Annotated in this window: 22 protein-coding genes; 9 read left to right on the top strand and 13 right to left on the bottom strand. The window is 75.4% G+C overall.

Annotated elements, in window-relative coordinates; all coding sequences use genetic code 11:
• Window positions 1-58: 58 nt before the first annotated feature.
• The 5 genes from Sdia_RS19755 to Sdia_RS19735 form a co-directional block, all read right to left on the bottom strand.
• Window positions 59-673 carry a class F sortase gene (locus Sdia_RS19755; RefSeq protein WP_189499919.1) on the bottom strand — a complete coding sequence of 205 codons (615 nt, stop codon included), beginning with the start codon at window positions 671-673 and terminating at the stop codon, window positions 59-61.
• Window positions 674-762: 89 nt separating this feature from the next.
• Window positions 763-1,131: a hypothetical protein gene (locus tag Sdia_RS19750; RefSeq protein ID WP_115069518.1), complete on the bottom strand. Its 369-nt coding sequence runs from the start codon at window positions 1,129-1,131 to the stop codon at window positions 763-765.
• A gap of 163 nt (window positions 1,132-1,294) precedes the next feature.
• On the bottom strand, window positions 1,295-3,499 hold the full coding sequence (locus Sdia_RS19745; RefSeq protein WP_115069351.1) for an ATP-binding protein: 2,205 nt from the start codon (window positions 3,497-3,499) through the stop codon (window positions 1,295-1,297).
• A complete protein-coding gene (locus Sdia_RS19740; RefSeq protein ID WP_181844091.1) occupies window positions 3,483-4,205 on the bottom strand; it encodes a response regulator transcription factor in 723 nt (240 codons plus the stop codon). Before Sdia_RS19740 ends, Sdia_RS19745 begins: the two co-directional genes overlap by 17 nt.
• A 525-nt stretch (window positions 4,206-4,730) precedes the next feature.
• Complete coding sequence (locus Sdia_RS19735) at window positions 4,731-6,098, bottom strand: dipeptidase (RefSeq protein WP_100453868.1); 1,368 nt, start codon at window positions 6,096-6,098, stop codon at window positions 4,731-4,733.
• Window positions 6,099-6,258: 160 nt separating this feature from the next.
• On the opposite strand from Sdia_RS19735, the gene Sdia_RS19730 reads away from it, so the two are divergent.
• Window positions 6,259-7,482 carry a geranylgeranyl reductase family protein gene (locus Sdia_RS19730; protein WP_115069353.1) on the top strand — a complete coding sequence of 408 codons (1,224 nt, stop codon included), beginning with the start codon at window positions 6,259-6,261 and terminating at the stop codon, window positions 7,480-7,482.
• A gap of 558 nt (window positions 7,483-8,040) precedes the next feature.
• Here the strand turns inward: Sdia_RS19730 and Sdia_RS19725 are convergent.
• Window positions 8,041-9,249 (bottom strand): MFS transporter, encoded by a 1,209-nt coding sequence (locus Sdia_RS19725; protein WP_115069354.1) that lies wholly within the window; start codon window positions 9,247-9,249, stop codon window positions 8,041-8,043.
• A 130-nt stretch (window positions 9,250-9,379) separates the two neighbouring features.
• Between Sdia_RS19725 and Sdia_RS19720 the strand changes: the two genes are divergently transcribed.
• Window positions 9,380-10,039 (top strand): alpha-ketoglutarate-dependent dioxygenase AlkB family protein, encoded by a 660-nt coding sequence (locus tag Sdia_RS19720; protein WP_100453874.1) that lies wholly within the window; start codon window positions 9,380-9,382, stop codon window positions 10,037-10,039.
• A 52-nt stretch (window positions 10,040-10,091) separates the two neighbouring features.
• Window positions 10,092-11,330, top strand: coding sequence for an ROK family protein (locus Sdia_RS19715; protein WP_189499920.1), 1,239 nt, complete (start codon window positions 10,092-10,094; stop codon window positions 11,328-11,330).
• A 76-nt stretch (window positions 11,331-11,406) separates the two neighbouring features.
• On the opposite strand, the gene Sdia_RS19710 is transcribed toward Sdia_RS19715, so the two are convergent.
• Window positions 11,407-11,946 carry an ATP-binding protein gene (locus Sdia_RS19710; protein ID WP_100453878.1) on the bottom strand — a complete coding sequence of 180 codons (540 nt, stop codon included), beginning with the start codon at window positions 11,944-11,946 and terminating at the stop codon, window positions 11,407-11,409.
• Window positions 11,947-12,194: 248 nt separating this feature from the next.
• Window positions 12,195-12,515, bottom strand: coding sequence for a hypothetical protein (locus Sdia_RS19705; RefSeq protein WP_100453880.1), 321 nt, complete (start codon window positions 12,513-12,515; stop codon window positions 12,195-12,197).
• A gap of 324 nt (window positions 12,516-12,839) precedes the next feature.
• Here Sdia_RS19705 and cds1 point away from each other — a divergent pair, with 324 nt between their 5' ends.
• Window positions 12,840-13,976 carry an L-cysteine desulfhydrase Cds1 gene (gene cds1 / locus Sdia_RS19700; protein ID WP_100453882.1) on the top strand — a complete coding sequence of 379 codons (1,137 nt, stop codon included), beginning with the start codon at window positions 12,840-12,842 and terminating at the stop codon, window positions 13,974-13,976.
• A 19-nt stretch (window positions 13,977-13,995) separates the two neighbouring features.
• Here cds1 and Sdia_RS19695 read toward each other — a convergent pair whose 3' ends face one another.
• Complete coding sequence (locus Sdia_RS19695) at window positions 13,996-14,802, bottom strand: DeoR/GlpR family DNA-binding transcription regulator (protein ID WP_100453884.1); 807 nt, start codon at window positions 14,800-14,802, stop codon at window positions 13,996-13,998.
• Window positions 14,803-15,085: 283 nt separating this feature from the next.
• Here Sdia_RS19695 and Sdia_RS19690 point away from each other — a divergent pair, with 283 nt between their 5' ends.
• Window positions 15,086-17,515 (top strand): hypothetical protein, encoded by a 2,430-nt coding sequence (locus tag Sdia_RS19690; RefSeq protein WP_189499921.1) that lies wholly within the window; start codon window positions 15,086-15,088, stop codon window positions 17,513-17,515.
• Here the strand turns inward: Sdia_RS19690 and Sdia_RS19685 are convergent.
• From Sdia_RS19685 to Sdia_RS19670, 4 genes are all read right to left on the bottom strand, one after another.
• A complete protein-coding gene (locus Sdia_RS19685; protein WP_100453887.1) occupies window positions 17,485-19,920 on the bottom strand; it encodes a right-handed parallel beta-helix repeat-containing protein in 2,436 nt (811 codons plus the stop codon). The two genes, Sdia_RS19690 and Sdia_RS19685, sit on opposite strands and share 31 nt — an antisense overlap.
• Before the next feature lie 126 nt (window positions 19,921-20,046).
• On the bottom strand, window positions 20,047-20,652 hold the full coding sequence (locus Sdia_RS19680; protein ID WP_189499922.1) for an Rv1733c family protein: 606 nt from the start codon (window positions 20,650-20,652) through the stop codon (window positions 20,047-20,049).
• Between the two features lie 87 nt (window positions 20,653-20,739).
• A complete protein-coding gene (locus Sdia_RS19675) occupies window positions 20,740-21,609 on the bottom strand; it encodes an MOSC domain-containing protein (protein ID WP_100453891.1) in 870 nt (289 codons plus the stop codon).
• Between the two features lie 88 nt (window positions 21,610-21,697).
• Window positions 21,698-22,168: a DUF6643 family protein gene (locus Sdia_RS19670; protein ID WP_189499923.1), complete on the bottom strand. Its 471-nt coding sequence runs from the start codon at window positions 22,166-22,168 to the stop codon at window positions 21,698-21,700.
• A 336-nt stretch (window positions 22,169-22,504) separates the two neighbouring features.
• Here Sdia_RS19670 and Sdia_RS19665 point away from each other — a divergent pair, with 336 nt between their 5' ends.
• From Sdia_RS19665 to lnt, 4 genes are all read left to right on the top strand, one after another.
• Window positions 22,505-23,713, top strand: coding sequence for a TerD family protein (locus tag Sdia_RS19665; protein WP_100454402.1), 1,209 nt, complete (start codon window positions 22,505-22,507; stop codon window positions 23,711-23,713).
• 92 nt (window positions 23,714-23,805) lie between these two features.
• Window positions 23,806-24,591 carry a glutamate racemase gene (locus tag Sdia_RS19660; protein ID WP_100453895.1) on the top strand — a complete coding sequence of 262 codons (786 nt, stop codon included), beginning with the start codon at window positions 23,806-23,808 and terminating at the stop codon, window positions 24,589-24,591.
• Between the two features lie 77 nt (window positions 24,592-24,668).
• On the top strand, window positions 24,669-25,244 hold the full coding sequence (locus Sdia_RS19655) for a PH domain-containing protein (RefSeq protein WP_100453897.1): 576 nt from the start codon (window positions 24,669-24,671) through the stop codon (window positions 25,242-25,244).
• A 101-nt stretch (window positions 25,245-25,345) separates the two neighbouring features.
• On the top strand, window positions 25,346-26,965 hold the full coding sequence (gene lnt, locus Sdia_RS19650) for an apolipoprotein N-acyltransferase (RefSeq protein ID WP_100453899.1): 1,620 nt from the start codon (window positions 25,346-25,348) through the stop codon (window positions 26,963-26,965).
• Window positions 26,966-26,974: the final 9 nt, after the last annotated feature.

The following is a 26,974-nucleotide window of genomic DNA, read 5'->3' as shown; positions in this document are numbered from 1 at the left end:
CGCGCCTTTGGCGCTCCACCGACGGTGTCCGTCGCCCCGCTTCGCCGCCGCCGGCCGGTCAGCGGAGCGTCGCGTACACGATCAGGTTGTCGACGGGGTGCCCCTCGGCGTCGAAGTCGCCGTCACAGGTGATCAGGCGGAGCACGCGCTCCCCGGTCGCTCCGTAGACCTTCTCGGTGGGGAAGCCGTCCTTCCGCACGGTCTCCTTCCCGGTGACCGTGAAGTGCGCTTCCCCGCCCGCCCCGTCGGACACCGTGATGTCCGCCCCCTCGGTGATCTCGTGCAGGTCGTGGAAGACGGCCTTGCCGAATCGTGTGCTGTTGTGCCCGATGAGCACGGCCGCGCCCGGCTCGCCGGGGACGGCCCCGCCCGCGTACCAGCCGGCCGTCATCCCCTTCTCGGCGGGCGGGACCTCCACCGTCCCGTCCTGGTTGAGGCCCAGCCGCATCAGCGTGCTGTCGACGCCGACCGAGGGCACCACGACGCGGGTGGGGGCCGGCGCCGCTGGAGCGTCCGGCGCGTGCTCCGTCCGCGCGGAACGGGTGGGCGAGGGGGCCCCGGCGGACGCTTCGGGGGTGCCGTCCGTGCCGCAACCGGTGAGCGGTGCGAGCAGCAGGCCGGCCGCCGCCGCGAGCACGGCGATCCGCCGCGGCATGTGCGGTGTGAAGGACATGGGTACTCCGGGGCTGTGAGGGGACGAGGGTGGGGAGGGCGAAGACGCGGATGGCGCCGCCCCACGAGGGGCGGCGCCATCGGTAGGGATCAGCCGTTGCGCTGTGCGGCGGACCTGCGGCGCACCACGAGGGTGCCCGCGCCCGCCAGCAGGACCGCGCCGGCCGCCGAGCCGTACAGCGCGGTCGCACCGGCCGACTCGGCCGGACGCTCACCGGCGTCCACGCCGCCACGCGGCACCGTGCCGCGCGGCACGGGCTCAGCGTCCGGGGACTCGGCGCGCTCGGCGCGCTCGGCGCGCCGGGAATCGGGCGCGGGGGTGGGGGTGTCGGCACCACTGTCGACGGTGGGCACCGGAGAGGCACCGCTGTCGGCGACGGCCGCGGTGGACGGCAGCAGGACCGCGCCCAGGGCGGTGGCGGTCAGGACCGCGGTGCGCAGGGTCGGACGAAGGGACATGAAGGACTCCGATTCCAGCCCGGCGTGGGTGAAGCCGACGCGCGGACGCGCGCCGGGGCCGGGCATGGCCACAGACTGGACCGCAGTTGTGAGGAACCTGTCAGGCGGCCATGTGCATCGCATCAGGGTTGGCCGGGACCGGCCGGCGGCCGCCGCCGGCACGTCAGGACGCCGGGGGCTCCTCGCGGCACTGCCCGGAGCCGTCCGGCGTGCCCGGTCCCGCCGACGGGAGCCGCAAGGTGAAGACCGAGCCCTCTCCCACGGAGCTGGTGACAGCCGCCGACCCTCCGTGCGCCTCGACGAGCTTGCGGACGATCGCCAGCCCCAGGCCGCTGCCCCCGGTACGCCGGCTGCGGGACTTCTCGGCGCGCCAGAACCGGTCGAAGACCTGGGAAAGATCCCCGGGGGCGATTCCGCTCCCGGTGTCGACGACCTCCACCACCACCTCGTCCACGCCCCACGCTCCCTTCGTGGCCTCCAGCTCCCGGTCCTTCCCGGCCGGGGCGGGATACGCGCGCAGAGTCACCTGCCCGCCCGCCGGGGTGTGCCGCAGGGCGTTGGAGACCAGATTCCCGATCGCCTGCCGCAGCCGCACCGGGTCGGCGGTGAGCTCGGGGACCGGTTCCCGGGTGTCCGTCGCCACCGTCAGCAGGACCCCCGCCGCCTCGGCCCGCGCCTGGTGGGCCGCGGCGACGTGGGCGAGCAGATCACCGATCCGCGTGGGTTCGGGGTGCAGGCGCAAGGCGCCCGCGTCGGCGGCCGCCAGGTCCTGGAGGTCGTCGATGATGTGCTGCAACTGCACCGCCTCTTCCAGCAGTGAGGAGATGAACAGCGCGTCCGGTTCCGCGACACCGTCCTGCGCGCCCTCCAGCCAGCCCCGGATGTTGCTCAGGGGGGTGCGGAGCTCGTGCGCGACATCGCTGACCATCACCTTGCGCTGCTCCTCGGACCGGGCCCGGTGCTCGGCCATGTCGTTGAACGCGGTGGCCAGCCGGCCCACCTCGTTGTCCGTGGTGACGAGCACGGGCGCCGAGTCCTGGCCGTCCCGCAGGCGCTGGGCGGCACCGGTGAGCGCGTGCAGCGGCCGCACCAGCTTGACCCCCGCGAGGACCGAGGCGCCGACGGTGAGCGCGAGGACGAGCGCGGCGACTCCGATGATCTTCGCGGTGTTGGCGGGCGACAGGTCGAAGCCGGGAACGGTGCCGCCCCCCGGGGCACCGATGAACAGCAGAGCAGGCGAGGCGACGTGGGAACTGAGCTGCTCCTGACGGGCGATGCCGACGCACGAGGCGATGTCCCGGTCGTTCTCACTGTCGCGGTCCGCCTCGGTGGGAGCGGGGACGGGAGTGGCCACACGCTCCTCGGGATACTCGGGGGCGGACGTGGGCTCGCGGTCCGGCTCGTACCGCGGAGCGCGGAGCGCACCGTCGCCCGCGTCCCAGGAGAGGTCGAGGTCGAGCTGCACGGCGTCGCGTCCCTGCCGGTCCAGACAGGCGTTGACGAGCTCGTTGAGCGCGGTCAGCGCCTTGACCTCGGTCCTGGTGGGCGTGTTCAGCGTGTCCGTCCGGCACCGGCTCTCGCGCACCCGTTCGGGGTCGTTGCCGACGACCTGGATCCGGGGGCGCCCGCTGGGGCTCTCGACCAGGTCCGAGGCGATCCCGGACCGGCCGAGGCACTGGACGGCCTCCTCGGCGGTGCGCCGGAGCGATGTGCGCTCGGTCTCCGGGAGCCGGAACGGGCCGACTGCCCGGGGATCGATCCGGTCGTTCTCCGAACGGGCCACCACGAGGGAGCCGGACGGCGTCCCGGGCGGGCCGGGTGATGCCCTGTCGGTCGCGGGCGCGTCGGGTGCCGCGCCGGCCTCGGGCGGCACCGCGTCGGCGGACGGCCGCGTTCCGCCGGCCGGCGGCCCGGTCGCCTCAGGGGTGCCGACCGTCACAGGCGCGGCGCCGACCGTCGCCGACCCGGTGCCGGTCACGGACAGCGGGTCCACGACCGCCGACGCCTCGGAGGGCAGCGCGGGCGGGGACGGGGAGGGCGCGGCGGAGTCGGCGAGGATGCGCCGGTCCTGCGTCGTCAGGGTGATCCTGCGGTCGGAGGTGTCCGCCAGCTCCCGTACGGTCCTGCCGACGCCGTCCCAGGTGGGGTGCTCCGCCGCGTAACCGAGGAGCGCGTCGAGGACCCGGGTGTCGGCGGCAAGGTTGCGGCCCTGTTCCTGCTCGATCGCCCCGGACGTCGTCTGCACCGCCAGCCAGGCGGTCGCGGCGACCGAACAGAACGCCACCAGCGCCGACACGGCCAGCAGCCGCCCGAGCAGACTCTTGTGCAACGGCAGCCGGCTGCCCGCGTACTCAGCGCGCCGACGCACGCGACGCCTTCTTCGCCGGGTCCACGAGCTTGTAGCCGACGCCGAAGACGGTGAGCAGCCGGTCCGGGCGCCGGGGCGACCGCTCGATCTTCTTGCGGAGATTCATGATGTGCACGTCGACCGTCCGGCTGCTGATGTACCGGTCGAAGCCGTGCAGTTCGGCGAGCAGCTGCTCACGGGTGAAGACGCGTTCGGGCTCGGCCGCCATCGTCACCAGGAGCCGGAACTCGGCCGGGGTGCACGGGACCCGTACGCCGTCCACCGTCACCTCGTGCCGGCGCGGGTCGACGGCGAGGGCCCCGACCCGCACCACCGGGTCCTCCCCGCCGTGTGCCTCCCGTCGGGTGCGCCGCAGGAGGGTGCGCACCCGGGCCATCAGCTCCCGGGGGCTGTACGGCTTGGTCATGTAGTCGTCGGCACCCAGGTCGAGCCCGAGCAGCAGATCGTCCTCCGTCGACCGGGCGGTCAGCATGAGGACCGCCAACTCCCGCCCCTCCGAGCGCAGTACGCGCAGCACGTCGAGGCCGTCGGCCCGTGGCATCATCACGTCGAGGACGAGCAGGTCCGGCTCGCCGCGCCGGGCCTGCTCCAGCGCGGCGAGACCTTCGGTCACCACCGTGACCGCGTGCCCTTCACGTTCGAGGTAGCGGCGTACCAGCTCGGCCTGCTTCGCGTCGTCTTCCGCGACTATCACGTTTGCGCACACGGGGACGATCGTAGAGGGGCGGGGGTGGTCGGCCGGGAGCGGGCGGCTCCGCCGCTCTCGAGCGTGCCCTCCGGCGGGGTGGGGCGTCTCCTCGGCGAGAACCGCGGCTGCCGGCGCGGCCGGTGGCGATCCGGCCCGTCTCGGCCCGACGCCTCGACTCCGCCGGGCCGCCCTGGCCGCTTCGGTCACGACGGCCGGATATGGCTCCGGGGCGCGGAGCGCCGACGTCGCGTGGTCCGGCAGCTCTCGGGCCGCCGGGGCGGCCGGGCGGGCGCCGGTCGGTCCGGCGGACTTGAGGCGTCGGGCCGGTGGCCGTCTTCGGGTGCGTGACACGAAGACGGCCACCCCACACCCGCGCGGGGACCGTGTACCTGTACATCCTGACCATGGCGACCCCCGACCCCCGCCTCACACCCGCGCGGGCGCGGCGACCTCGGCCGGTATCTGCCGGGCGCTGACCGGTCGCCCCACCGGGTGACGCGCTGGACGCGCCCGTTCGTCACGGTCCGCCGGGCTGAGGAAGAGTCAGCCGGAGGCGGCCGTCCGTGCGTAGTTCTGGAGGAAGTACGCCTCCGTCACCGCCAGCCGCTCCAGCTCGACCGGGTCGACCGACTCGTTCGGCGCGTGGATCTGGGCCTCGGGCTCCGAGAGACCGATGAGCAGGATCTCGGCCTCCGGGTAGAGGGAGCCGAGCGTGTTGCAGAGGGGGATCGAGCCGCCCTGGCCGGCCTCGTGCATCTCCTCCCCGGGGTAGGCCGCGGCCATCGCCTCGGCCATCGCCCGGTACGCGGGGCTGCTCGTGTCGGCACGGAAGGGCTGGCCCTGGCCGATCTGCTCGACCCGGGCCCGCGCGCCCCACGGCACGTGGCGCTCCAGATGGGCCGTCAGCAGCTCCGCCGCGTCGGCCGCGTCCACCCCCGGCGGCACCCGCAGGCTGATCAGTGCCCGAGCGCTCGCCTGCACGGACGGCGTCGCCCCGACGACCGGCGGACAGTCGATGCCGATGACGGTGGCCGACGGGCGGGCCCAGATCCGGTCGGCGACCGTCCCGGCGCCCGTCAGCCCGACGCCGTCGAGCACCTTCGCGTCCTTGCGGAACTCCTCCTCCGGGTACTGGAGGCCGGGCCAGGCGGCGTCGGAGGCCAGACCGTCCACCGCGGTGGAACCGTCCTCGGCCCGCAGCGAGTCCAGGACGCGGATCAGGGCGGCGAGCGCGTCGGGGGCGGCACCGCCGAACTGGCCCGAGTGGAGGTTCCCGGCCAGCGTGTCCACGGTCAGCCGCACCATGGCCATGCCGCGCAGGGTGGCGGTGACGGTCGGCATGCCGACGCGGAAGTTGCCGCAGTCGCCGATGACGATCGCGTCGGCCCGCAGCAGATCGGGGTGGGCCTCGGCGTACCGCTCCAGGCCGCCGGTGCCCTGCTCCTCGGAGCCCTCGGCGATGACCTTGACGTGCACCGGGACGCCGCCGTCGGCCTTCAGCGCCCGCAGCGCCAGCAGATGCATGAGGAAGCCGCCCTTGCAGTCGGCGGCGCCCCGCCCGTACCAGCGGCCGTCCCGCTCGGTCAGCGTGAAGGGCGGGGAGGCCCAGGCCGCCTCGTCCAGCGGAGGCTGCACGTCGTAGTGGGCGTAGAGCAGGACGGTGCGCGCGCCCTCGGGGCCGGGCAGGTAGCCGTAGACCGACCGGGTGCCGTCCGGCGTGTCGAGCAGGTCCACGTCCTGGAAGCCCTCGGCGCGCAGCGCGTCGGCCACCCAGTCGGCCGCCGCCTCGCACTCCGCGCGGGGGAACTGCTCCTCGTCCGCGACCGAACGGAAGGCCACGAGCTCGGTGAGCTCCTCCTTCGCGCGCGGCATCAGCGCGGCGACGGACTCGGCGATCGGAGTGGACGGCATGGGCACGCTCCTGGTGGGTGCGACGTTGAACGAGTGGCGCGCGGATGGGCGCGCGTCGAATGCACGGCCGATCCTCCCACAGCGGTCGGTGGACGCAGGCGGTCGTAGGATGCCCGTGGACAGGCGCGGCAGGAAGCTGGATCGGGAGCGGTAAACCATCGTGAGCAGCGAGAACTCAGCCGGTGACGACCGGCAGGTGTGGGACGTCGTCGTGGTCGGGGCAGGCCCCGCCGGAGCGTCGGCGGCCTACGCGGCGGCCGTGGCGGGGCGTCGCGTCCTGCTGCTGGAGAAGGCGGAACTGCCCCGTTACAAGACCTGCGGCGGCGGCATCATCGGCCCGTCCCGGGACAATCTGCCGCCCGGTTTCGACCTGCCGCTCCAGGACCGCGTGCGAGCGGTGACCTTCTCGCTCGACGGCCGCTTCGCCCGTACGCGCCGGTCCCGGCAGATGCTCTTCGGCCTCGTCAACCGCCCCGAGTTCGACCAGCGGTTGGTCGAGGCGGCGCAGAAGGCGGGGGCGGAGCTGCGAACCGGGGCCACCGTGCTCCGGGTGGAGCAGCACGGGCCCGCCGTACCCGACCGGCGGACGGTCGCCGTCTTCGTGCAGACCACCGGCCCCTCCGGCGAGCGCGGGGAGGAGACGCTGCTGGCCCGTGCCGTGGTCGGGGCGGACGGCAGCGCCAGCCGCATAGGCGCACATGTCGGGGTCAAGCTGGACCAGGTCGACCTCGGGCTGGAGGCGGAGATCCCGGTGCCGGAGACCGTGGCCGAGGACTGGCAGGGGCGGGTGCTCATCGACTGGGGCCCGATGCCCGGCAGTTACGGCTGGGTCTTCCCCAAGGGCGACACCCTGACCGTCGGGGTGATCTCCGCCCGCGGCGAGGGCGCCGCCACCAAGCGCTACCTCACCGACTTCATCGCCCGGCTCGGCCTGGCCGGCTTCGAACCCGCCCTGTCCTCCGGGCACCTGACGCGCTGCCGTACGGACGACTCGCCGCTCTCCCGGGGCCGGGTCGTCGTCTGCGGCGACGCGGCCGGGCTGCTGGAGCCGTGGACCCGCGAGGGGATCTCCTACGCGCTGCGCTCGGGCAGGCTCGCGGGGGAGTGGGCGTTGCGGATCGCCGAGGCGCACGACGCCGTGGACGCCCGGCGACAGGCCCTCAACTACGCCTTCGCCGTCAAGGCGGGACTCGGTGTGGAGATGGCCGTGGGACGGCGGCTCCATCAGCTCTTCGCGCGGCGCCCAGGGATGCTGCACGCCGCGCTGACCGGGGTACGGCCGGCCTGGAACGCCTTCGCCAAGGTCACCCGTGGGGCCACGACCCTGGGCGAGTTGATCCGGAATCACCCGATGGCGGCGCGCGTGCTCGCCGGGCGTGACTGAGGGGGCTCCCCTTCACCGGCCTCCGGCGTCGGCCGGGCTGTCCACACGGCTCGGCCCCGTCCTGCCCCTGCCGGCCACCCCACGGTCCGGTCCGCGGCCGACCGACGGAGCGTGGAGGGGGGTGCCCCCCCCCGGTGGAGGGGGGTTGCCCCCTGCCGCCCCTCCGCAGTGACCACGTCCTCGCTTCTCTCCTCCCGCCGGCGGGTGACCGCCGGCGGGACAAGCGGCGGGGACGGGCCGGGGCGCCCCCGCCGCGAACTGACGTGCACGGCCGCCTCGGTGCGACTGACCCGCACCCGGCAGTCGCTGAGGAGGCACCCCGCTCCGCCCGCCGCTCGGCCCCTGACGGTGAACAACCCGCGACTCTGTAGAGCCCCGGCCGGCGTCGGGGCCGACCGGTGACCGGCGCGGTCGACAGCGGCAAGCCGGGACGAAGCCCGGTCACCACGACCGCCCGGCCGCCGCCCGGCGCACGGGCACGGGCGAAGCGGGCAGACGGCCCCGCCGTGGCCGGCCCCGCCCGGGCCGGGCGGGCGGGTGAGGCCCGGACGAGCCGGCTCAAGCGCGGGCAGCCCCCCGCGTGCCCCATCCGACCCCCGCGGCCAGTCCGGCGAGGACGGCCACGCTGACCAGGGCGGCGGGGAGCGAGACCCAGTCGGCCATGAAGCCGATGGCGGGCGGCCCCAGCAGCATCCCGCCGTACCCCAGGGTCGAGGCGGCGGCCACGCCGCTGGGCCCGGTGAGTGCCCCGGCCCGTTCGACGGCCACGGGGAAGAGGTTGGCGAGGCCGAGCCCGGTCACGGCGAAGCCGAGGAGCGCGGCCCACAACGAGGGCGCGAGGGCTCCGACGAGCATGCCCGCCGCCGCGACGATCCCCCCGCCGACCAGCGTGGCGGTACGCCCGGCACGTTCGAGCAGCGCGGTCCCGCTGAGCCTGCCCACCGTCATCGCCAGGGCGAACACGGCGTATCCGGCGGCAGCGGTGCCCGGCCGGGCGGCCAGGTCCTGCTGAAGGTGGAGGGCGCCCCAGTCGGCGAGGGCGCCTTCACCGTAGGCGGTGCAGAAGGCGATCAGGCCGAAGACGGCGACGAGGGCGCGGGCCCGCCCGGCGAGCGGGGCGGTGGCGGCCCCCTCGGCAGGTTCGGGCCGTACGGGAGCGGGCACCGGGTGCCGGAGCAGCACCGGCGCGGTGGCGAGGGTGACCAGGAGGGTGACGGCGCCGAGCAGCAGCAGGTGCCAGGTGGGCGACAGGTGCCCGGCCACGATCCCGCCGAGTCCCGCGCCGACCATCCCGCCGAGGCTGAAGGCGGCGTGGAAGGTGGGCATGACGGGGCGTCCGAGTGCCGCGACCACGTCGACGGCGGCGCTGTTCATCGCCACGTTGATCCCGCCGTAGGCGGCACCGAAGACGAGAAGGACCAGGCCGAGGGTGAGCGCGGAGTGGGTGAGGGGCGGCAGTGTCACCCCGAAGGCCAGCAGCAGCGCTCCGGCGACCGTGACGGGCCCGCTGCCGTGACGCCGGCAGAGCCGCCCGGTCAGGGTCATCGTCACCACGGCGCCCGCCGAGACACCGAGCAGTGCCATCCCGAGGCCGCTCGCGGACGCCTGGGTCTGTTCCTTGATGGCGGGGATGCGGACGACCCACCCGGCGAAGACGAAGCCGTCCAGGGCGAAGAAGACCGTGAGGGCGCGGCGGAGGACCGACAGGGAGGAGGGGGAGGGGGCGCTGCGCGGGGCGGTGGACCCGGTTTTGTTTATGAGCGGCACAAAATGAGCGTACGGGGTCCGCGGGCTTCGGCACAATCGGCGGGACAACCCGGTCCAGGCAGGCTGGGCGGCCCTGTGGGACAGGCGGGGGCCCCGGCCGCCGGGCGTCCGCCCGTGCGAGCATTCCGGTATGCCCGCGCTCATCCCCCGTCCCCGCGCCACACCGGCCCCGGGCGCCGTACACGTACCGGAGTGGCTGCCCGAGGAGCGGCAGCGGACGCTGGTCGAGGCGTGCCGCGCGTGGGCGCGGGGACCGGTGCCGATGCACCGCACCGAGCTGCCGGGTGGCGGGGTGATGTCGGTGCGGAGCGTGTGCCTGGGGTGGCACTGGAGCCCGTACCGGTACACGCGGACGGCCGGTGACGTGAACGGCGCACCGGTCGCGCCCCTGCCGCAGTGGCTGGTGGCGCTGGGGCGGCGGGCGGTCGCCGACGCCTACCAGGACGAGGCGGCGGGGGAGGCGTACCGGCCGGACGTGGCGCTGATCAACTTCTACGGGCCGGGCGCCACCATGGGGATGCACCAGGACAAGGACGAGAGGTCGAGCGCGCCGGTCGTCTCGCTCAGCGTCGGCGACGCCTGCCTGTTCCGGCTCGGCAACACCGGCGACCGTGGCCGGCCGTGGCAGGACATCCGGCTGGAGACGGGCGACCTGCTGGTGTTCGGCGGGCCGTCCCGCTTCGCGTACCACGGCGTGCCCAAGGTGTACCCGGGCACCGCCGAGCCCTCCGTCGGCCCGGCGGCGGGCCGCCTCAACCTCACTCTCAGGGTCACCGGGCTGCCTGGCTGAAACCCCGGCGGCGGACGGCGGCACCGGAGCCGCGCGTGGGAGACTCGCCGTCATGAACGGCAAGTCCGCGCCCCGCACGCCCGGCGGCACACCCCCACGGACGCGGCTCGAACGAGGGCGCGGCGCGCTCGGCCCCGCCCTGGAACTCGTCCGCACCGGCCGGGCCCCCACCCGGGCCGTCCTCACCTCGGAACTCGGCGTCACCCGTGCCACCGCAGGCGTCGTCGCCGCCGAACTCGCCACGCTCGGCCTCATCCGCGTCGACGCCCGCCCCACCGCGGAGGGCTCCCAGGGCCGCCCCTCGCACCGCCTCTCGGTGGACCCGGAAGGGCCGGTCGTCCTCGCCGCACAGGTGCACGCCGACGGGTTCCGCGCCGCGCTGGTGGGCCTCGGCGGGCAGATCGTCGCCACCACCCCCGGTTGCGAGACCGTCGGCGCCGACCCGGCCGAGGTGATCGGCGCCGTGGTGGACGCCGGGGCGGGGCTGCTCGCCGAGACCGGGCGGCGGTGCGTGGGCGCCGGGCTGGCGGTGCCCTCGGCCGTCGCCGAACCCGACGGCACCGCCCTCAACCCGCTCCACCTCGCCTGGCCCCCCGGCGCCCCGGTCCGCGAGATCTTCCGCCGGTGCGTGGCCGGCGCCGGAGTGCCGGGCCCCGCCTTCGCCGCCAACGACGTCAACCTCGCCGCCCTCGCCGAGCACCGCCACGGCGCCGGACGCGGCGCCCGCGACCTGCTCTGCGTCGCCACCGGGCACCGGGGCGTCGGCGGCGCGCTGGTGCTGGACGGGCGGCTGCACAGCGGCAGTTCCGGGCTGGCCCTGGAGGTCGGCCACCTCACCGCCGCGCCGGACGGCCGCCCCTGCCACTGCGGCGGGCGCGGCTGCCTCGACGTGGAGACCGATCCCCTGGCCTTCCTCGCCGCCGCCGGACACCGGCCCGGCCCCGAGGGCTCCCTGCTCCAGCAGGCGCGGGACCTGATCGCGGCCCGCCCCGACGACCCGGCGGTGCGGGAGGCCGTCACCGTCCTCGTCGACCGGCTCGGCTCCGGACTCGCGGGACTGGTCAACATCCTCAACCCGGACCGGGTGATCCTCGGCGGGCTGCACCGCACGCTCCTGGAGGCCGCCCCCGAGCGGCTGCGGGCCGTCGTCGCCGACCGCAGCCTGTGGGGGCGCAGCGGCAGCGTGCCGATCCTCTCCTGCACGCTCGACCACAACAGCCTCGTCGGCGCCGCCGAGCTGGCCTGGCAGCCGGTGCTGGACGACCCGCTGGCGGCCCTGGCCGCCCTCTGAGCGCCGCCCGTGCGGAGGAACGGCCCCGCGGGCCCCTCGGGGAAGGGGCCGGCGGAGCCGTCCGTTCACCGCCCGGTCAGCCGACGAAGGCCGACCGGGCGGGAGCCGAGGGGCCTGCTGCCAGGCCGGGGAGCGCGCCGTCCAGCACGGCGGCCGCCAACGGGCCGGGTGTCGTCCCGCCGTACAGGGCGGCGTCGGCCGGCTCGGCCGGGTCGGGGCGGGGAGCGGACAGGGCGAACCACACCACCTTCCCGCTGTTCTCCCCCCAGGGGCGCACGCCCCAGCATTCGCTGATCGCGGCCACCAGGGCGAGGCCGCGCCCGCAGGTGGCGTACGACTCGGCGTCCCGGACCACCGGCAGACGCGGGTCGTGGTCGCGGACGGAGACGGTGAGGCGGTCGAGCAGCAGCTCGATCTCCACCGTGCAGTGCTTGTCGGGTCCGGCGTGCCGGTGGACGTTGGTGAGCAACTCGGTGACACCGAGTGCGGCTCGGTCGACGAGGGGATCGAGCCGCCAGTGACGCAGCTGCGCCGAGACGATTCTGCGTACCTGGCCGATCCGTGGCGGCAGGGCATGGAGCTCCACCGCGCAATGTCTGCTCGGCTGGCTGATCACGGTTGCGACTCCCCGAATTGAGTCCGGCAAAGACGGCGTTCGGATGTCGGCGGCGACCGCACCCGGCCGCTGCCTGCTCAGGGGGCCGGCGGGCTGGTTCTCAGCGTGATCGCCGGTAAACCCAGGGTGATGTGTGACCAGAGTGACGCAGGGGTTCCGGGCCTGCAACTCGCAAGGCCCCGGACAGCGGTGGCGCCCGGTGTCCCCGCCGCGCCGGTGGACGCGCCGCCGGCCGGCCGGCGTCCCGCTCAGCCCACCGCCTGGGCCTGACCGACGGCCTCGCGGAGTCTGCGCACCGGCGACACGTGAGGCGCCGTGGCCGCCGCGGCGGGACCGCCCAGACGGAGCCGGTACCGGGTGTCGTTGAAGGCGATGACGGCCTGGTCGTCGGAACCGAACCAGGGTCGCTCCACGCGCACTTCACGGGCCGGAGCGCTGTCGATGACCCGCCCGCAACTGGTGAGCAGCGCGAGCCTGCCGTCCACGACCCGTACCTGGCCGGCCCGCGTCAGGGAACGCAGCCGCCGCATGATGCCCACCCCCGTGGCCGAGAACTCCGACTTGCCCATGACGTCACACCCCTCCGACTCCCGGAGCCCCACGACAGTGCCCCCCGGCGGCGCGGACATCGGGACCGCGCCGGACGGAACTCCCTGTCCCGCCGAGTGCAGTCTGCCCAACCAGGGGGCGGCGTACCACCTCTCACGGGGGCAGCACGGGGGCGCGCCCCCGAGCGAGGCATGCGCCCCCACCGCCGCGCGAAACACCCGCTCCAGGAGTCCCTTTGAGCGCCTCAAAGGGACGTTTATGCAGGTGAGAAGGGTGAGACTGGTGTCTATGATCGAGGCGTCCGCCGGATTCCACGGCCGGACCCCGAGCGTGAGGAGTCCGCGGTGACCACCCCCCAGCACGATCCGGCCCCTGCCCGACCCCTGCCCACCGCCGACGTCGACCGGAGCGATCCCGGTTACCGACAGTGGCTGAAGGAGGCTGTCCGCAAGGTCCAGGCCGACGCCAACCGCTCCGCCGACACGCACCTGCTGCGCTTCCCGCTCCCCGAGGAATGGGGCGTCGACCTCTACCTCAAGGACGAGTCGACCCACCCCACCGGCTCGCTCAAGCACCGGCTGGCCCGCTCCCTCTTCCTGTACGGCCTGTGCAACGGCTGGATCCGCCCGTCACGGCCCGTCATCGAGGCGTCCAGCGGTTCCACCGCCGTCTCCGAGGCGTACTTCGCCCAGCTCATCGGCGTGCCCTTCATCGCCGTGATGCCGCGCACCACCAGCCCGGAGAAGTGCCGCCTGATCGAATTCCACGGCGGCCGGTGCCACTTCGTGGACGACCCGCGCACCATGTACGAGGAGTCCGCCCGCCTCGCGGCGGAGACCGGCGGCCACTACATGGACCAGTTCACCTACGCCGAGCGGGCCACCGACTGGCGCGGCAACAACAACATCGCCGAGAGCATCTACCAGCAGATGCGCCGCGAACGGCACCCCGAGCCGGCCTGGGTGGTCGCCACCGCGGGGACCGGCGGCACCTCCGCGACCATCGCCCGGTACGTCCACTACATGCAGTACGACACCCGCGTCTGCGTCGCCGACCCGGAGAACTCCTGCTTCTTCGACGGCTGGCGGCTCGGCGACCCGGAAGTGCACTGCGACAGCGGCTCACGCATCGAGGGCATCGGCCGCCCCCGGATGGAACCGAGCTTCCTGCCCGGTGCCATCGACCGGATGACGAAGGTCCCCGACGCCGCCAGCGTCGCCACCGTGCGGATGCTGGAGCGGGCCATCGGCCGCCGCGCCGGAGGCTCCACCGGGACCGGCCTGTGGAGCGCGCTGCGCATCGTCGCCGAGATGCGCGCCGAGGGGCGCACGGGCAGCGTCGTCACGCTTCTCTGCGACCCCGGTGACCGCTACCTCGACAAGTACTACTCCGACACCTGGCTGACCTCGCAGGGCCTGGACATCACCCCGTACGCCCGCACTCTCGACGCCTTCCTCGCCACCGGACGCTGGCCCGGCTGACCCCGCCCGGCACCGGGCCTCAGCCCTGCGGACCGGCCACCACCAACTGCCGCAGCCGCTCCGCCACCTCGGCGCGGGCCTGCTCGTCCAGCCCGTCGTCGGTCACCAGGGTGTCGACCTGGTCCAGCGTCGCGAAGGAACTCAGGCCGACCGTGCCCCACTTGGTGTGGTCGGCGACGACCACCACCCGGCGGGCCGAGCGGACCAGGCAGCGGTTGGTCTCGGCCTCCGCCAGGTTCGGCGTGGACAGCCCCGCCTCCGGCGCTATGCCGTGCACGCCGATGAAGAGCACGTCGACGTGGAGCGAACGGATCGCCTGGTCCGCGACCGGCCCCACCAGCGAGTCCGACGGCGTCCGTACCCCGCCCGTCAGCACCACCGCGGCCTGCCGCTCCGCCCCCGGCTGCGCCGCGTGGAAGACGTCGGCGACCCGCACCGAGTTGGTCACCACCGTCAGGTCCGCCACTCCTGTCAGCCGCTTGGCCAGCGCGTACGTCGTGGTGCCGCCGGACAGGGCGATGGCGGTGCCCGGCGAGACCAGTGCGGCCGCCTCCCGCGCGATGGACTCCTTGGCGTCCGGCTCCAGCCCCGACTTCGCCTCGAACCCCGGTTCGTGGGCGCTGGCGTCCGCGGGCGGCACCGCGCCGCCGTGCACCTTCTCCAGCACCCCCTGCCGGGCCAGCACGTCCAGGTCCCGACGGACCGTCATGTCGGAGACGCCCAGCCGGCGCGTCAGCTCGTTGACGCGGACGCCGCCGCGCCTGCGCACCTCGTCGGCGATCACCGCCCGGCGCTGCTCCGCGAGGAGACTCTGCTGCTCGCCCACGTGACGCTCCGTCCTCCCGGTCCGGCGGCCCGCTGTCCCGTACGGCCCGCCCTCAAGCGCGCTCATCCTCCCACGTGCCCCGGAAACCCCCTCCGGCCCCCGGGCGCGCCCCCGCCACCCGCTGGAACATGACAAGGAGATTCGGTGACGGGAGGTGTAAGGACGGCCCGGCGGGGAGATCCTTCTTCCGCGCCGGTGCGACCACCTGCCGCACTCCCGGCTCCGACTGCCCTGACCTGGGCCGTCCGCCGCGGCCACCGGCGCCAGGACTCACGGGGGCACAGTGCACCAGGACCAGGCCGAACCGCAGCCGGGCGCGCCCGGCGCCCTGCCCCTCGCCCCGGGAGGGCCCCCGCCCGGCGGCGGGATCGCCGAGGACACCGCGCTGGAACTCCTCGTCCACGGCGTCGGCGGCAGTACCCCCGCCGAGATGCTCGACGACCCGTGCACCGTCCGCGTCAGCGGCGACCAGACCGCCGCCGTCCACCGCCGCGCCCAGGACGCCGACGCCGAGCAGCGCCCCGAGGACTACCGGGGCAAGCCCGTCCCCGAGGCGTACGTCTGGTCCAACCTCACCAGCGGCAACGGCAGCCGTGCCCTCTGGCTGCTCCTGCTGCCCTTCATGGTGGTCAACCTCGCCCACTGGATGCGCCCCTCCACCACCGGCCGCCGCACCGCCGTCCGCCTCTACGGACTGCTGGTCCGCCTCGTCGCCCTCAGCCTCACCGTGCTGCTCACCGCCGCCGCCTGCGAGGTCGCCCTCGACCTCGTCGCCTGGCAGTGCGCCGGCACCGAGAGCTGCTCCGGCGGACGGGCCTGGCTCGGCTTCCTCGCCGCCGACGCCCAGGGCCACGGCGGCTGGTGGTCGCAGCCCGGCCGCCGCCTCGCCCTGGCCGCCCTCGTCCCCGGCGCCCTCACCGCGCTGCTCTGGTACCTCTCCCACCGCACCTGGCGCAGTTACGAGTCCCAGCAGCCGCTGCCGGCCGTCGACCGGGCCGAGCAGGAGGCCGAGGAGAGGGCTCCGCACGCCGCCCTCGGCCGCCCCGGCTTCTGGTACGGCCGTCGCCTCGGAGCCCGGCTGCGGGCCGCTCACACCTCGGCCGGGCTGCTCACCGTCGGTGCCGCCGTCGCCGGACCCGCCGCCGGCCACGACCGGCTGCCCGGCGGCTCGTCGCTGCTCGGTGCCCTCGGCTCCGCCCTCCAGGCCGCCCTGCTGGTCACCGCCGTCGCCGTGGTCTGGGTGGTCTCCCGGCGCGGCCGGGCCGAGAGCCGCCTCGACGAGCACCTCGACCGCCTCGTCCGCGCCCTGCCCCTGACCGCCCTCACCCTCAGCCTGCTCAGCCTCGGCTACGCCGGCTGGTCCCGGCCCGGCTGGCAGTCGGCCGGACGGCTCCCCGGCGACGAGACCTTCGGCACGCTCGTCCTCGCCCAAGGCGCCCTCGTCGTCGTCCTCGCCGCCACCGCCCGCCGCCTGCACGCCACCACCCCCGAGCGCCGCACCGTCCTCCGGGGGCTCGGCGGCCCCGCCGTCGCCATGCTCGCCTGCGCCCTCGGTGGCGTGATGACCGGCGGCGTCGCCCAGCGCCTCGCCGACTGGCTCGACAACGGTTCCACCCCCGGCGCGCCCGGCGGCCCGATCCCCGGCCCGCCCGTCCTGCTCACCTGGCAGGCGTCCGTCCTCCCGCCGCTCCTGGTCATCCTCCTCGCCGTGCTCGTCTGGTACGCCGTCCGCACCCACCGCCGGGCCCGCCGCGAGGAGGCACGGGTCGCCGCCGACTACCCGGGCGAGCCCCTCGACGCCACCCGCACCGCACGGATCGCCTCGGCCCGCGCCCTCGCCGCCCTCACCGACCGGGCACCGGTCGTCGTCGGCGTCGTCTCCTCGGTCACCCTGCTGCTCGGCGCGGGCGCGCTGGTGGGCGCCTGGACCACCGGGCGTGTCCCCGGTGAGGCCGCACGCGAGCTGCCCGCCGTCGTCAGCGGCGCCGCCGCCACCGCGCAGGCCCTCGGCTCCTGGCTGATCGGCTTCGGCTTCCTGCTCTTCGTCACCTGGGGGCGCCGCGCCTACCGCGACCCGGCCGCCCGCCGCACCATAGGAATCCTCTGGGACGTCGGTACGTTCTGGCCGCGCGCCGCCCACCCCTTCGCCCCGCCCTGCTACGCGGAGCGCTCCGTCCCCGACCTCACCTGGCGGATCGCCTCCTGGACCCGGGAGACCGGCGGCCGGGTCGTCCTCTCCGGCCACTCCCAGGGCAGCGTGCTGGCCGCCGCGGCCGCCTGGCAGCTTCGCCCCTCCGCCCGCCGCCGGGTCGCCCTGCTCACCTACGGCTCACCGCTGGAGAGGCTCTACGGCCGCTGGTTCCCCGCCCACTTCGGCCCCGTCGCGCTCACCACGCTGCACGGCGAGGTCGACTGCTGGCGCAACCTGTGGCGGCACACCGACCCCATCGGCGGACCCGTCCGGGTCAGCACCGAGGGACGGCCGGAGGTGGACCGCGCCCCGCTGGCCGACCCGCTCGCCCACGGCCGGACCGCCGCCCATCCGCTCCCCGCACCGATCCTCGGCCACTCCGACTACCAGGCCGACCCCGCCTTCGCCGAGGAGCGGGCCCGCCTGCTGGCCCGGCTGGAGAAGCCCGCCTCGCTGCCCAAGCAGCTCCCCGGCGCCGACGGGCGTCCCGCTCAGGGCAGTTCGGGCAGGTCCTCCGGGTAGAGCAGGGTCAGCTCGTCGGTGTTCGGCGCGGCGAGCTGGGCGACCCGCCCGGCGTGCCGTTCGACCATCGCCTCGAAGGTCTGCCGGGCGGTCCGGCCGTTGCCGAAGGCCGGCCCCTTCGGCACCGCCGTGAAGTGCTTCAGCAGCGCTTCGCCGGTGCCCGGGCCCAGCCGGTACTCGTGCTCGTCGGCCTGCTGCTCCACGATGCGCAGCAGCTCCTCCGGGTCGTAGTCGGAGAAGGTGATGGTCCGTGAGAACCGTGAGGCGACACCGGGGTTGACGGAGAGGAACCGCTCCATCTCGGTGGTGTAGCCGGCGACGATCACCACGACAGCCTCCCGGTGGTCCTCCATCAGCTTCACCAGGGTGTCGATCGCCTCCCGCCCGAAGTCCCGGCCGGAGTCCTCCGGCGAGAGCGCGTACGCCTCGTCGATGAACAGCACGCCACCGCGCGCCCGGTCGAAGGCCTCCTGGGTGCGGATGGCGGTCGAGCCGATGTGCTCGCCGACCAGGTCGACCCGGGAGACCTCCACCAGGTGGCCCCGCTCCAGTACGCCGAGGGCGGCGAGGATCTCCCCGTAGAGCCGGGCGACGGTGGTCTTGCCGGTGCCGGGGGAGCCGGTGAAGACCAGGTGGCGGCGGACCGAGGCGGCCTTGAGGCCGGCCTCCTGGCGGCGTCTGCCGACCTCGATCATGTCGGTGAGCGCGCGCACCTCCCGCTTCACGCTGGCGAGGCCCACCAGCGCGTCGAGGTCGGCGAGGACGGTGTCGGCCGGGCGGGTCTCGGGCGCCGGTTCCGCCAGGGCCTCGGGGGTGCCCGGGGCGGTGGCGGCGGTGGCGCGCGGCGACGGGACGCCACCGAGCAGACCCACCGTCTGCGTGGCGGGCACCGGGGGAGCGGCGGCCGCGGGGGAGCCCAGCCGGGTGCTCTCGTCGCTGGAGCACTCCTCCACCACGGCCCCCTCGCCGTCGGCGCCGCCCTGGGCGAACTCGAAGCCGCCCCGGGCACACCGCTCGGTGCGGCACTTGCGCAGGGTGCTGCGGCAGCCGTCGATGATGTGGAAGCCGTACCCCTCACTGCCCGTCACCCGGCAGCCCTGGAAGGTGCCCCGGCCGCCCGCCGAGACGTAGAAGCCGGCCTCGGTGGGGGAGGTGACGGTGGTCCGTTCGATCAACGGGTCGGCGCCCTTGGTCACGATGACGCCGGTCTGGACGGCGTCGATGGCGCAGTTGGCGAGGGTGCCGCCGCTGCCGTGGTCGCGGAACCAGGCGCCCCGGCCGGCGCCGCTGATCCGGCAGTCGTCGAGTTCGGCGGTGGCGCCGCCGCTCACCGAGACGGCGATGTTGCGTACCTGGGCCAGGTCGCTGTCGACCACGTCGGCACGCGAACCCCGGTCCAGCACACAGAGCGCGTCCGGCACGTCGTGCACCCGGCAGGCGTCCAGCACGGCGGTGGCGCCGTCGCTGACCCAGACGGCCGGGTAGTCGCCGGTGCCGTCGTGGATCTCGCAGCGGTGGGCGTCCACCCGCGTGCCCGGGTCCCACACCGACAGGCCGTTGCGCCCGAACCGGGCCACCTCCGAGCGGGTCAGCGTCAGCACCGAGCGCGACCGCAGGTCCACCGCGTTCTCCGGTACGTCGTGGACGCGGCAGTCGGCCAGGGTCAGCACGGCGTCGGTGTCCAGGGTGACGCCGTTGCCCGTGACCCGGTGGACGGCGCAGTCGGTCAGGACGGCCGCCGCCCGCGAGGCTATCTGCACGCCGGAGCCGTTGATCTCGTAGATCTCGCAGCCGAGCGCCTCCAGGCTGGAGTGGTCGCCGGTGACCGACAGGCCCGCGCCCGCCGCGTGGTGCACCCGGCAGCGGTCCAGCCGGGGCCGCCCGCCGCCGCGCACCGCGACCCCGGACTGGCCCGCCGCGATCACCTCGCACTCCTCGAAGATGCCGCCCCCGCCGTCGACCACGGCGATGCCCACACCGGCCGGGTTGTCGACGGTGCAGCCGCGGACGGTGGGCCGCCCGCCCGTGCGGACCTCGATCCCGGCGGCGGAGCGGGTGACGATCCGCAGGCCGGTCAGTTCCGGTGTGCCGTCCTCGACCAGGACGGCCGGCACGGCCGCGTCCTGCCCCTCGATGTGCAGGCCCTGGACCTGCGCCGAGGCCCGCACCGCCAGCGGCACCCCCTCAGGCGGGGCGATCCGTACCGAACCGGCCGCCCCCTCCTGCCCGAGCAGCGTCACCGCGCGGTCCACCACGAGGTTCTCCCGGTACGTGCCCGGGGCGACGGTCAGGATGTCACCGTCGGCCGCGGCCTGGAGGGCGGCGGTGAGGGAGGCGTACTCGCCTGTGCGGCGCCGCCACCGCGAAGTACCGGTGTGCGTCACCTGGACCGTGCCCTGTGCCATGGTGTTGTTGTGCCCCCACCTCGTGTACGCGGGTCCTGCGGACTGTCGCCGGAGCAGCCCGGCCGGTCCACCGTAGCGCGCGCGGGACAGGGGAGTTGACCGGTCCGGTGTGTGGGAGCGCGATGGTCAGCTTCCGGTGCCGGTTCTGCCCCAGTCGGGCCCGACCCGCTCCCACTCCCGGTCCCAACACGCGTACCGGAAGCGGATGATGCGCCATCGCACCGCCCGGCGCACGCCCTCGACGAGGACGCCCCACGCGGTGGTCGCGCCGATCGCGGCGAGCCAGGCGTGGGTCCGCGCCATCATCGGCGGCATCGGCGGCTGGGCGGGAGCCCCGCGCAGGTCCGTCCAGATCCGGAACCGGTCGCCGGGGGCGTCCGAACCGGGCGGCGCGACGATTCCGCCGGTGCGGACCGTGCCGTCGGGGGCGGTCCAGCGGGCCAGCACCCTGGTCCGGGTGTGGGGGGCCTGCGCCGTCTCCGGGTCGGCGTCGTGGGCGGGCTGCCCGAGAGGCCGGCGGACCGTGGCGACCGTCTGCTCGCGCTGGCTTCGCTCGGCGGCGGCCGTGGCCAGCAGGGAGCGTTCGGTGGCCGAGCCGGCGGTCAGTGCCACCCAGGGGCCACCGGCCAGCAGGAGCACGCCGCACAGCACGGCGAACCATGCCTCGACGCGGTCCGTCCGGCGGTGGAGCGGATTGCGGCGCCAGCGCCACAGTCCGGTGATCGTCCGCATCGCACCCCCTCTCGGTCACGTCCGGCCGTGCGGCCCGCCACGCGGGAACGGCTGCCCGAGGAGCGCCGGATCACTCCGCGCCGGGCGTCACACGCGCTCGGGCGGCAGGGTTCCCTCTTCCACGGGCCGTCGCGCGAGGACGGTGAACGGGTCGCCCGCGCGTACCGTGCCGGTCGATTCGGGGATCAGATTCTGCCCGAAGACCAGCTGGGAACCGAAACGGCGGTGCCGGGACAGGGTGCGCAGCGGCTCCTTGCCCCGCTCCGCCGTGCGCTGGTCGGTGGTGGTCACCACGCAACGCCCGCACATCTTGGCGACCTTGAAGGTGACCTCGCCGACGGCGACGCGTGCCCAGCCGTCCTCGTCCCAGGCGCCGGTTCCGGAGACGACGACGCTGGGACGGAACCGCTCCATGGGCAGCGGGCCCTCGGCGGCGTGGTCGCCTTCGGCGATCAGTGCGTTGAGCGCGTCGAGCGAGTCGGTGGTGGTCACCAGCAGGGGGTAGCCGTCGGCGAGGCTGACGGTCTCGCCGGGGTCCGCGAACCTCTGGTCCACGAGGCGGTCCCGGGCGGGGTCGGCGAGGTGGACGAGCCGGACCGCCACACCGAGGAAGGCGCTCAGCCGGGCACTCGCCGTGGCGTCGCCGGACACCGCGCTGACCTTGTCCTTCCAGATCTCCACCGTGGCGGACGGCGCGCCGGGCCCGGGTGCCGGCACCGTCCACGGGTCCTGCCCGGGCACGGCCAGCGCCAGGCCCCCGCCGGGCAGCGGCGTGGCGGAGACCAGCGCCAGGGTGGGGAAAGAGCGCTGGGTGATGAACCGGTCCTCCGCGTCGACCAGCATCCAGCGCCGGTCGCCGGCCAGCCCCCAGGGCTCGACCGCGGCCTCCGGCAGGGCGAGGCCGCGGGCCCCCTTCAGGGGGTAGAGGTGGATCGAGGTCAGCTCGGCGTTCGGCATGGGGCCATCCTGCCACCGGCCCGCCGAGCCGGAGCCCCGACTCCACCCGCTTCCCCTCGTTCCGGCGAAGCGCCGGCCGGTACCTCCGTCAGTACCCCCGGTAGGGCCGGTTGTACGGGTCCTCGTACGGCTGCTGCTGCGGCGGGGCCGGGTTCGGCCGGGGAGCGGCGGGGCGCATCGCCTCGTACCCCGCCGGCGCGGGGCGCGGCTGCTGGGGCGGTTGCGGCTGGGCGTACGGCTGTGCGGGCGCGTAGCCGCGCGGGGCCGTCTGCTGCTGCGGGATGTAGGGCGCCGGTGCCTGCTGGAAGGCGGGTGCCGGAACCTGCGCCTGATGCGGGTACCCGTACGCGGGAGGCTGCGGTGACGGCGCGGCCGGGAGTGCGGGCAGCGCCGAGGGCAGCGCGGGGAGCGCGGAACTCGAGTCGTACATCGAGGGGACCCGGATCGGGGCGATCTGCGGTGTGCCCCGCTCCGCCACGAGCGAGTCGTAGATCGGGGTGTCCGGGAAGGATGGCGCGGAATAGTAGCCGCTGCCGTAGCTGGCGCGGGGGGTGGTCATGGCACCTAAGTTAAGCCCACGACGCGGTCATTGGGGAGACCGGTAAGAGGGTTGTTTTCCGGTGCGGGGGCGACGCGGCCTCACCGATGGGGGTGAACCCGGAGAAATCGTGCCAACTCCCGGGTTTCGTTGCGGTGGGAGGGCTGCCCCCGGGGCGGGGTGGCGCGCCGTCTGCCAGTGATCTTTCCGCGGAGGGGTTCCTTCCGGCGCCCCGGAGGCGTTCCGTCCTCTTCGCTCCCGGACGACATCGGGACAACTCGCCCCGGACGGGCCTACGGTGGGCGTGACCGTGCGCCGCGGGGCGTGCCGGAGCGAGGGGGCCGTATGACGGTGACGATGTCCAAGGGGGCCAACATCCCGGTCCCCCGGACGCCGGTGCGTCTGGCCCTGCACTGGCGGCACGGCCCCGGGGTGCCCGACGCGTGGACCGCGGCGCTGCTGATGACGGCGGACGGCCGGGTCGCGCCCGGCGGCGTGGTCGGCGGCGGCCGGCCGGCCCCCGGTGGCGGCGCGGTCCGCCACGAGGGGCGGGGCGCCGGCGGTGACCGGACCACCGAGTCCGTCCACGTCGACCTGCCCGCCGTCCCCGCCCACGTCGAACGCGTCGTCCTCGTCGCCCTGGCCGGCAGCGGCACCTTCGGCGCGGTCCCCGGCCTCGACGTCACCGTGACCGATGCCGCCGGCCACCGCGAACTGGCCCGCTACGAGAGCCGGGACACCACCACGGAGACCGCCTTCGTCGCGGGGGAGCTGTACCGGCGGCAGGGCGGCTGGAAGTTCCGTGCCGTCGGCCAGGGGTACGCGGGCGGCGCCGGAGCCCTGGCCGCCGCCCACGGGCTGGCGCCCGGTCTGCTCCCCGCGCCGTCCGCCACCGCCGCACCCCCACCGGCCCGGCCGGCACCGCCCTCGGCCCCCGCCCGCCCGTCCGCCGTCACGCTCACCAAGGCGGCGCCCTCCGTCTCCCTGGCCAAGCAGGGCGCCACCACCGGAACCCTGCACGTCAACCTGAACTGGCAGGCACCGCCACCGCCGCGCGGCTGGTTCGCCCGCAACGCCGTCCCGCGGCCCCCGCTCGACCTCGACCTCGGCGCCCTCTACGAGATGGCCGACGGCACCAAGGGTGTCGTCCAGGCGCTCGGCAACGCCTTCGGCGACCTGCGCCGGCCCCCGTGGATCCACCTGGACGGCGACGACCGGACCGGTGCCGTCGAGGGCGGCGAGAACCTCACGGTCAACCTCGACCACACCCGCGACTTCCGCCGCGTCCTGGTCTTCGTCACCATCTACGAGGGCGCCGCCGGGTTCGCGGGCCTGCACGCCACGGTGACCCTGCGACCCCAGCACGGCGCCCCCGTCACCTTCTCCCTCGACGAGTGCGACGTGCCGTCCCCCGTCTGCGCCCTCGCCCTGCTCACCCAGGGCCCCGACGGCCTCGTCGTCCACCGGGAGGCGCGCTACCTGGTGCCCGGCCGCGCCTCCAGCCCGCAGCGTGCCCTCGACGAGGCGTACGGCTGGGGTCTGCGCTGGACCCCGGGGCGCAAGTAGCCCTGGAGCGGCCCCCGCCGCGCACTCCCGCGAACCCGCGTCCGGGCCCCCGCGCCGACGCCCCGCAGCAGGTCATCGACTATGGTGACCAGGTGAAGATCGCCCTCGTGGACTCCGGGATCGGCCTGCTGGCGGCCGCCGCCGCCGTGCGCCGGCTGCGGCCCGACGCCGATCTCGTCCTCTCCTCCGACCCCGACTCCATGCCCTGGGGCCCCCGCACGCCCGAGGACGTCAGCGCGCACGCCGTGGCCGCCGCCGAGGCCGCCGCCGCGCACCGCCCCGACGCTCTGGTCGTCGCCTGCAACACCGCCTCGGTGCACGCCCTGCCCGCGCTGCGCGAGCGCTTCGAGCCGGGTCTGCCCGTCATCGGCACCGTCCCCGCGATCAAGCCCGCTGCGGCCGCCGGCGGCCACGTCGCCATCTGGGCCACCCCCGCCACCACCGGCAGCGCCTACCAGCGCCGGCTCATCGCCGACTTCGCCGGGGGCACCCCGGTGACCGAGGTGCCCTGTCCGGGTCTGGCCGACGCCGTCCAGTGGGACCAGCCCGCGGCCGTCGCCGACGCCATCGCGGCCGCCGCCGCCCGCACCCCGGACACCGTCACCGCCGTCGTCCTCGGCTGCACCCACTACGAACTCGTCGGCGACGCCATCCGCACCGCCCTGGAGAGCTCCGGCACCGGACCCCTCACCCTGCACGGCTCCGCCCCGGCGGTCGCCGCCCAGGCCCTGCGCCGCCTCGGCCTCGCCCCCGACCCGGCCGCCCCCGCCACCGGCACCCTCACCGTGCTGCTCAGCGGCCGCGCCGAGCCGTTGCCCGCCGCCGCCCTCAGCTACGCACAGGGCCGTCTGCTGGCCCCGGTCGCCGCCGGCCACTGACGGACCGGGCCCGGCGACCGACGCGGCGAGGTCCCTCGTACGCCCCGCGCGACCTGCCCGGGGACGCGGCTCTCCGTATGGTCGGCCGTATGAGGGAACCCGAGCCCGCCTCCCGTCCCGCCGACGACCCGCCGCACGCGCACGCGGCTGTCGAGACCTGGACCGGACGCGCCTCCGGCCGCCTCCAGTGGGTGCTGGCGGTCGCCGGGGCCGCCTGCCTCGCCCTCGGGGTCGAACTGGCCGTGGACTCCTCGTGGGCCTCCGGCATCACCCCGCTCGTCATGGCCGTGGTCGGCTGCATCGCCGCCGGGCTGCTCATCCTCTACGGCACCCTCGCCTTCGTCCACGTCGCCGTGCGGGTCGACGACGACGCGCTGGAGGTGCGCTGCGGCCATCTCGGCTTCCCCCGCCGCCGCATCCTCCTGGAGTCCGTCGCCGCCGTCGACTACGCCGCCAGCGTCTGTCCACGCCACTGGGGCGGCTGGGGGTACCGGTGGCGCCCGGAACGCGGCATGGCCGTCGTCGTACGGCGCGGCGAGGGCGTCGTCCTGCGGCTCACCGACGGCCACAGCCTCACCGTCACCGTGGACGACGCCCGCGCCGCCGTCCTGGCCATCCGCAGCCGCCTGCCGGAAGCCGGCTCCCCGCAATAGGGGGTACCCCGCATCCCGGACGGCGCCGGCCGCCCCCGCATCCCGGGCGGCCCGCGGGACGTGCTGACCCTGCCCGCGGCACGCGCCGTAGACTCCGACGCGTGACCGCCACCATCGCCCCCGCCGACGGGACCGACGGCCCCCCGCCGCCCGTGCGGCCCGGCCGCGCCGCCCGCCTGCTGCGCGCCCTGTACCTCGCCGCCGGAGCAGCCCTGGCCGGGGTGCTGCTCTACGTCAGCTTCCCGCCCCGGGTGCTGTGGTGGCTGGCCCTGCCGGCCTTCGCCGCCTTCGGCCTGCTGCTGCGGGGGCGCGGCTTCAGGGCGGGACTGGGACTCGGCGCCCTCTTCGGCCTGGGTTTCCTGCTGCCGCTGCTGGTGTGGACCGGGGTCGAGGTCGGCCCCGGCCCGTGGCTGGCGCTGGCCGTCGCCGAGGCCCTGTTCGTCGCCGTGGCCGGCGGCCTGACCGCGCTCGTCGCCCGGCTCCCCGGCTGGCCGCTGTGGGCGGCCGCCCTGTGGACCGCCGGGGAGGCCGCCCGGGCCCGCGTACCGTTCGGCGGGTTCCCCTGGGGCAAGGTCGCCTTCGGGCAGGCCGACGGGGTCTTCCTGCCGCTCGCCGCCGTCGGCGGCACCCCGCTGCTCGGCTTCGCCGTCGCCCTGTGCGGGTTCGGCCTCGGCGAACTGGCCCGTCAGCTGTACCTGCGCCGCCGCACCGGCACCCTGCGCCGTGCCGCCACCACCGGCGCGGTGGCCGCGCTCCTGCTCCCGCTCGCCGGAGCCCTCGCGGCCCGCCCGCTGGTCTCGGACCGCGCCGAGGACGGCACCGCCACCGTCGCCGTCGTCCAGGGCAACGTGCCGAGGATGGGCCTGGACTTCAACGCCCAGCGCCGCGCCGTCCTCGACCACCACGCCCGCGAGACCGCCCGCCTCGCCGAACGCGTCGCCAGGGGCGAGGCCGCCCGGCCCGACTTCGTCCTGTGGCCGGAGAACTCCTCCGACATCGACCCCTTCACCAACGACGACGCCCGCTCCGTCATCGAGACCGCCGCCGCCACCGTCAAGGCCCCCATCTCGGTGGGCGGCGTGGTCGAGACCGAGGACGGCAAGCTGTACAACCAGCAGATCCTCTGGGACCCCGACAAGGGCCCCGTCGACACCTACGACAAGCGGATCATCCAGCCCTTCGGCGAGTACATCCCCCTGCGCTCCCTGATCAGCGTCTTCAGCCAGGGGTACGTCGACATGGTCCGTACCGACTTCAGCCGCGGCACCGAACCCGGGGTCTTCGACCTCGCGGGGAGCCGGGTCGGCATCGCCACCTGCTACGAGGCCGCCTTCGACGGTGCCGTCCGGGAAACCGTCGAGGCGGGGGCGCAGTTGCTCTCCGTGCCCAGCAACAACGCCACCTTCGGCCTCAGCGAGATGACCTACCAGCAGCTGGCCATGTCCCGGGTCCGCGCCGTCGAGCACAGCCGCGCCGTCGCGGTGCCCGTGACCAGCGGCGTCAGCGCCGTCATCCGGCCCGACGGGGAGCTGGTGCAGCGCACCGGCATGTTCGAGCCCGCCTCCCTCGTCGCCGAACTGCCGCTGCGCTCCTCGCAGACCTGGGCCACCCGGCTCGGCGCGCTCCCCGAGGCCGCCCTCGTGGCACTCGCCGCCGTCGGCATCGGCTGGGTCGCCACCGGCGCGGTACGCCGTCGCCGCACGGCGGGTCCGGACGCCTGACCCGAGAGG

This window comes from Streptomyces diastaticus subsp. diastaticus, assembly GCF_011170125.1.
Taxonomy (GTDB): domain Bacteria; phylum Actinomycetota; class Actinomycetes; order Streptomycetales; family Streptomycetaceae; genus Streptomyces; species Streptomyces diastaticus.
The sequence above is the reverse complement of the archived record's forward strand: the minus strand, read 5'-3'. Positions and strand labels throughout refer to the sequence as shown.

Excerpts from the sequence above, each read along its gene's own strand:
- Sdia_RS19735 (WP_100453868.1), bottom strand. The coding sequence starts at position 6,098 with ATGCCGTCCACTCCGATCGCCGAGTCCGTCGCCGCGCTGATGCCGCGC.
- Sdia_RS19680 (WP_189499922.1), bottom strand. The coding sequence starts at position 20,652 with ATGCGGACGATCACCGGACTGTGGCGCTGGCGCCGCAATCCGCTCCAC.
- Sdia_RS19685 (WP_100453887.1), bottom strand. The coding sequence starts at position 19,920 with ATGGCACAGGGCACGGTCCAGGTGACGCACACCGGTACTTCGCGGTGG.
- Sdia_RS19665 (WP_100454402.1), top strand. The coding sequence starts at position 22,505 with ATGTCCAAGGGGGCCAACATCCCGGTCCCCCGGACGCCGGTGCGTCTG.
- Sdia_RS19720 (WP_100453874.1), top strand. The coding sequence starts at position 9,380 with ATGCCCGCGCTCATCCCCCGTCCCCGCGCCACACCGGCCCCGGGCGCC.
- Sdia_RS19705 (WP_100453880.1), bottom strand. The coding sequence starts at position 12,515 with ATGGGCAAGTCGGAGTTCTCGGCCACGGGGGTGGGCATCATGCGGCGG.
- Sdia_RS19755 (WP_189499919.1), bottom strand. The coding sequence starts at position 673 with ATGTCCTTCACACCGCACATGCCGCGGCGGATCGCCGTGCTCGCGGCG.
- Sdia_RS19715 (WP_189499920.1), top strand. The coding sequence starts at position 10,092 with ATGAACGGCAAGTCCGCGCCCCGCACGCCCGGCGGCACACCCCCACGG.
- Sdia_RS19750 (WP_115069518.1), bottom strand. The coding sequence starts at position 1,131 with ATGTCCCTTCGTCCGACCCTGCGCACCGCGGTCCTGACCGCCACCGCC.
- Sdia_RS19675 (WP_100453891.1), bottom strand. The coding sequence starts at position 21,609 with ATGCCGAACGCCGAGCTGACCTCGATCCACCTCTACCCCCTGAAGGGG.
- Sdia_RS19655 (WP_100453897.1), top strand. The coding sequence starts at position 24,669 with ATGGTCGGCCGTATGAGGGAACCCGAGCCCGCCTCCCGTCCCGCCGAC.
- Sdia_RS19670 (WP_189499923.1), bottom strand. The coding sequence starts at position 22,168 with ATGACCACCCCCCGCGCCAGCTACGGCAGCGGCTACTATTCCGCGCCA.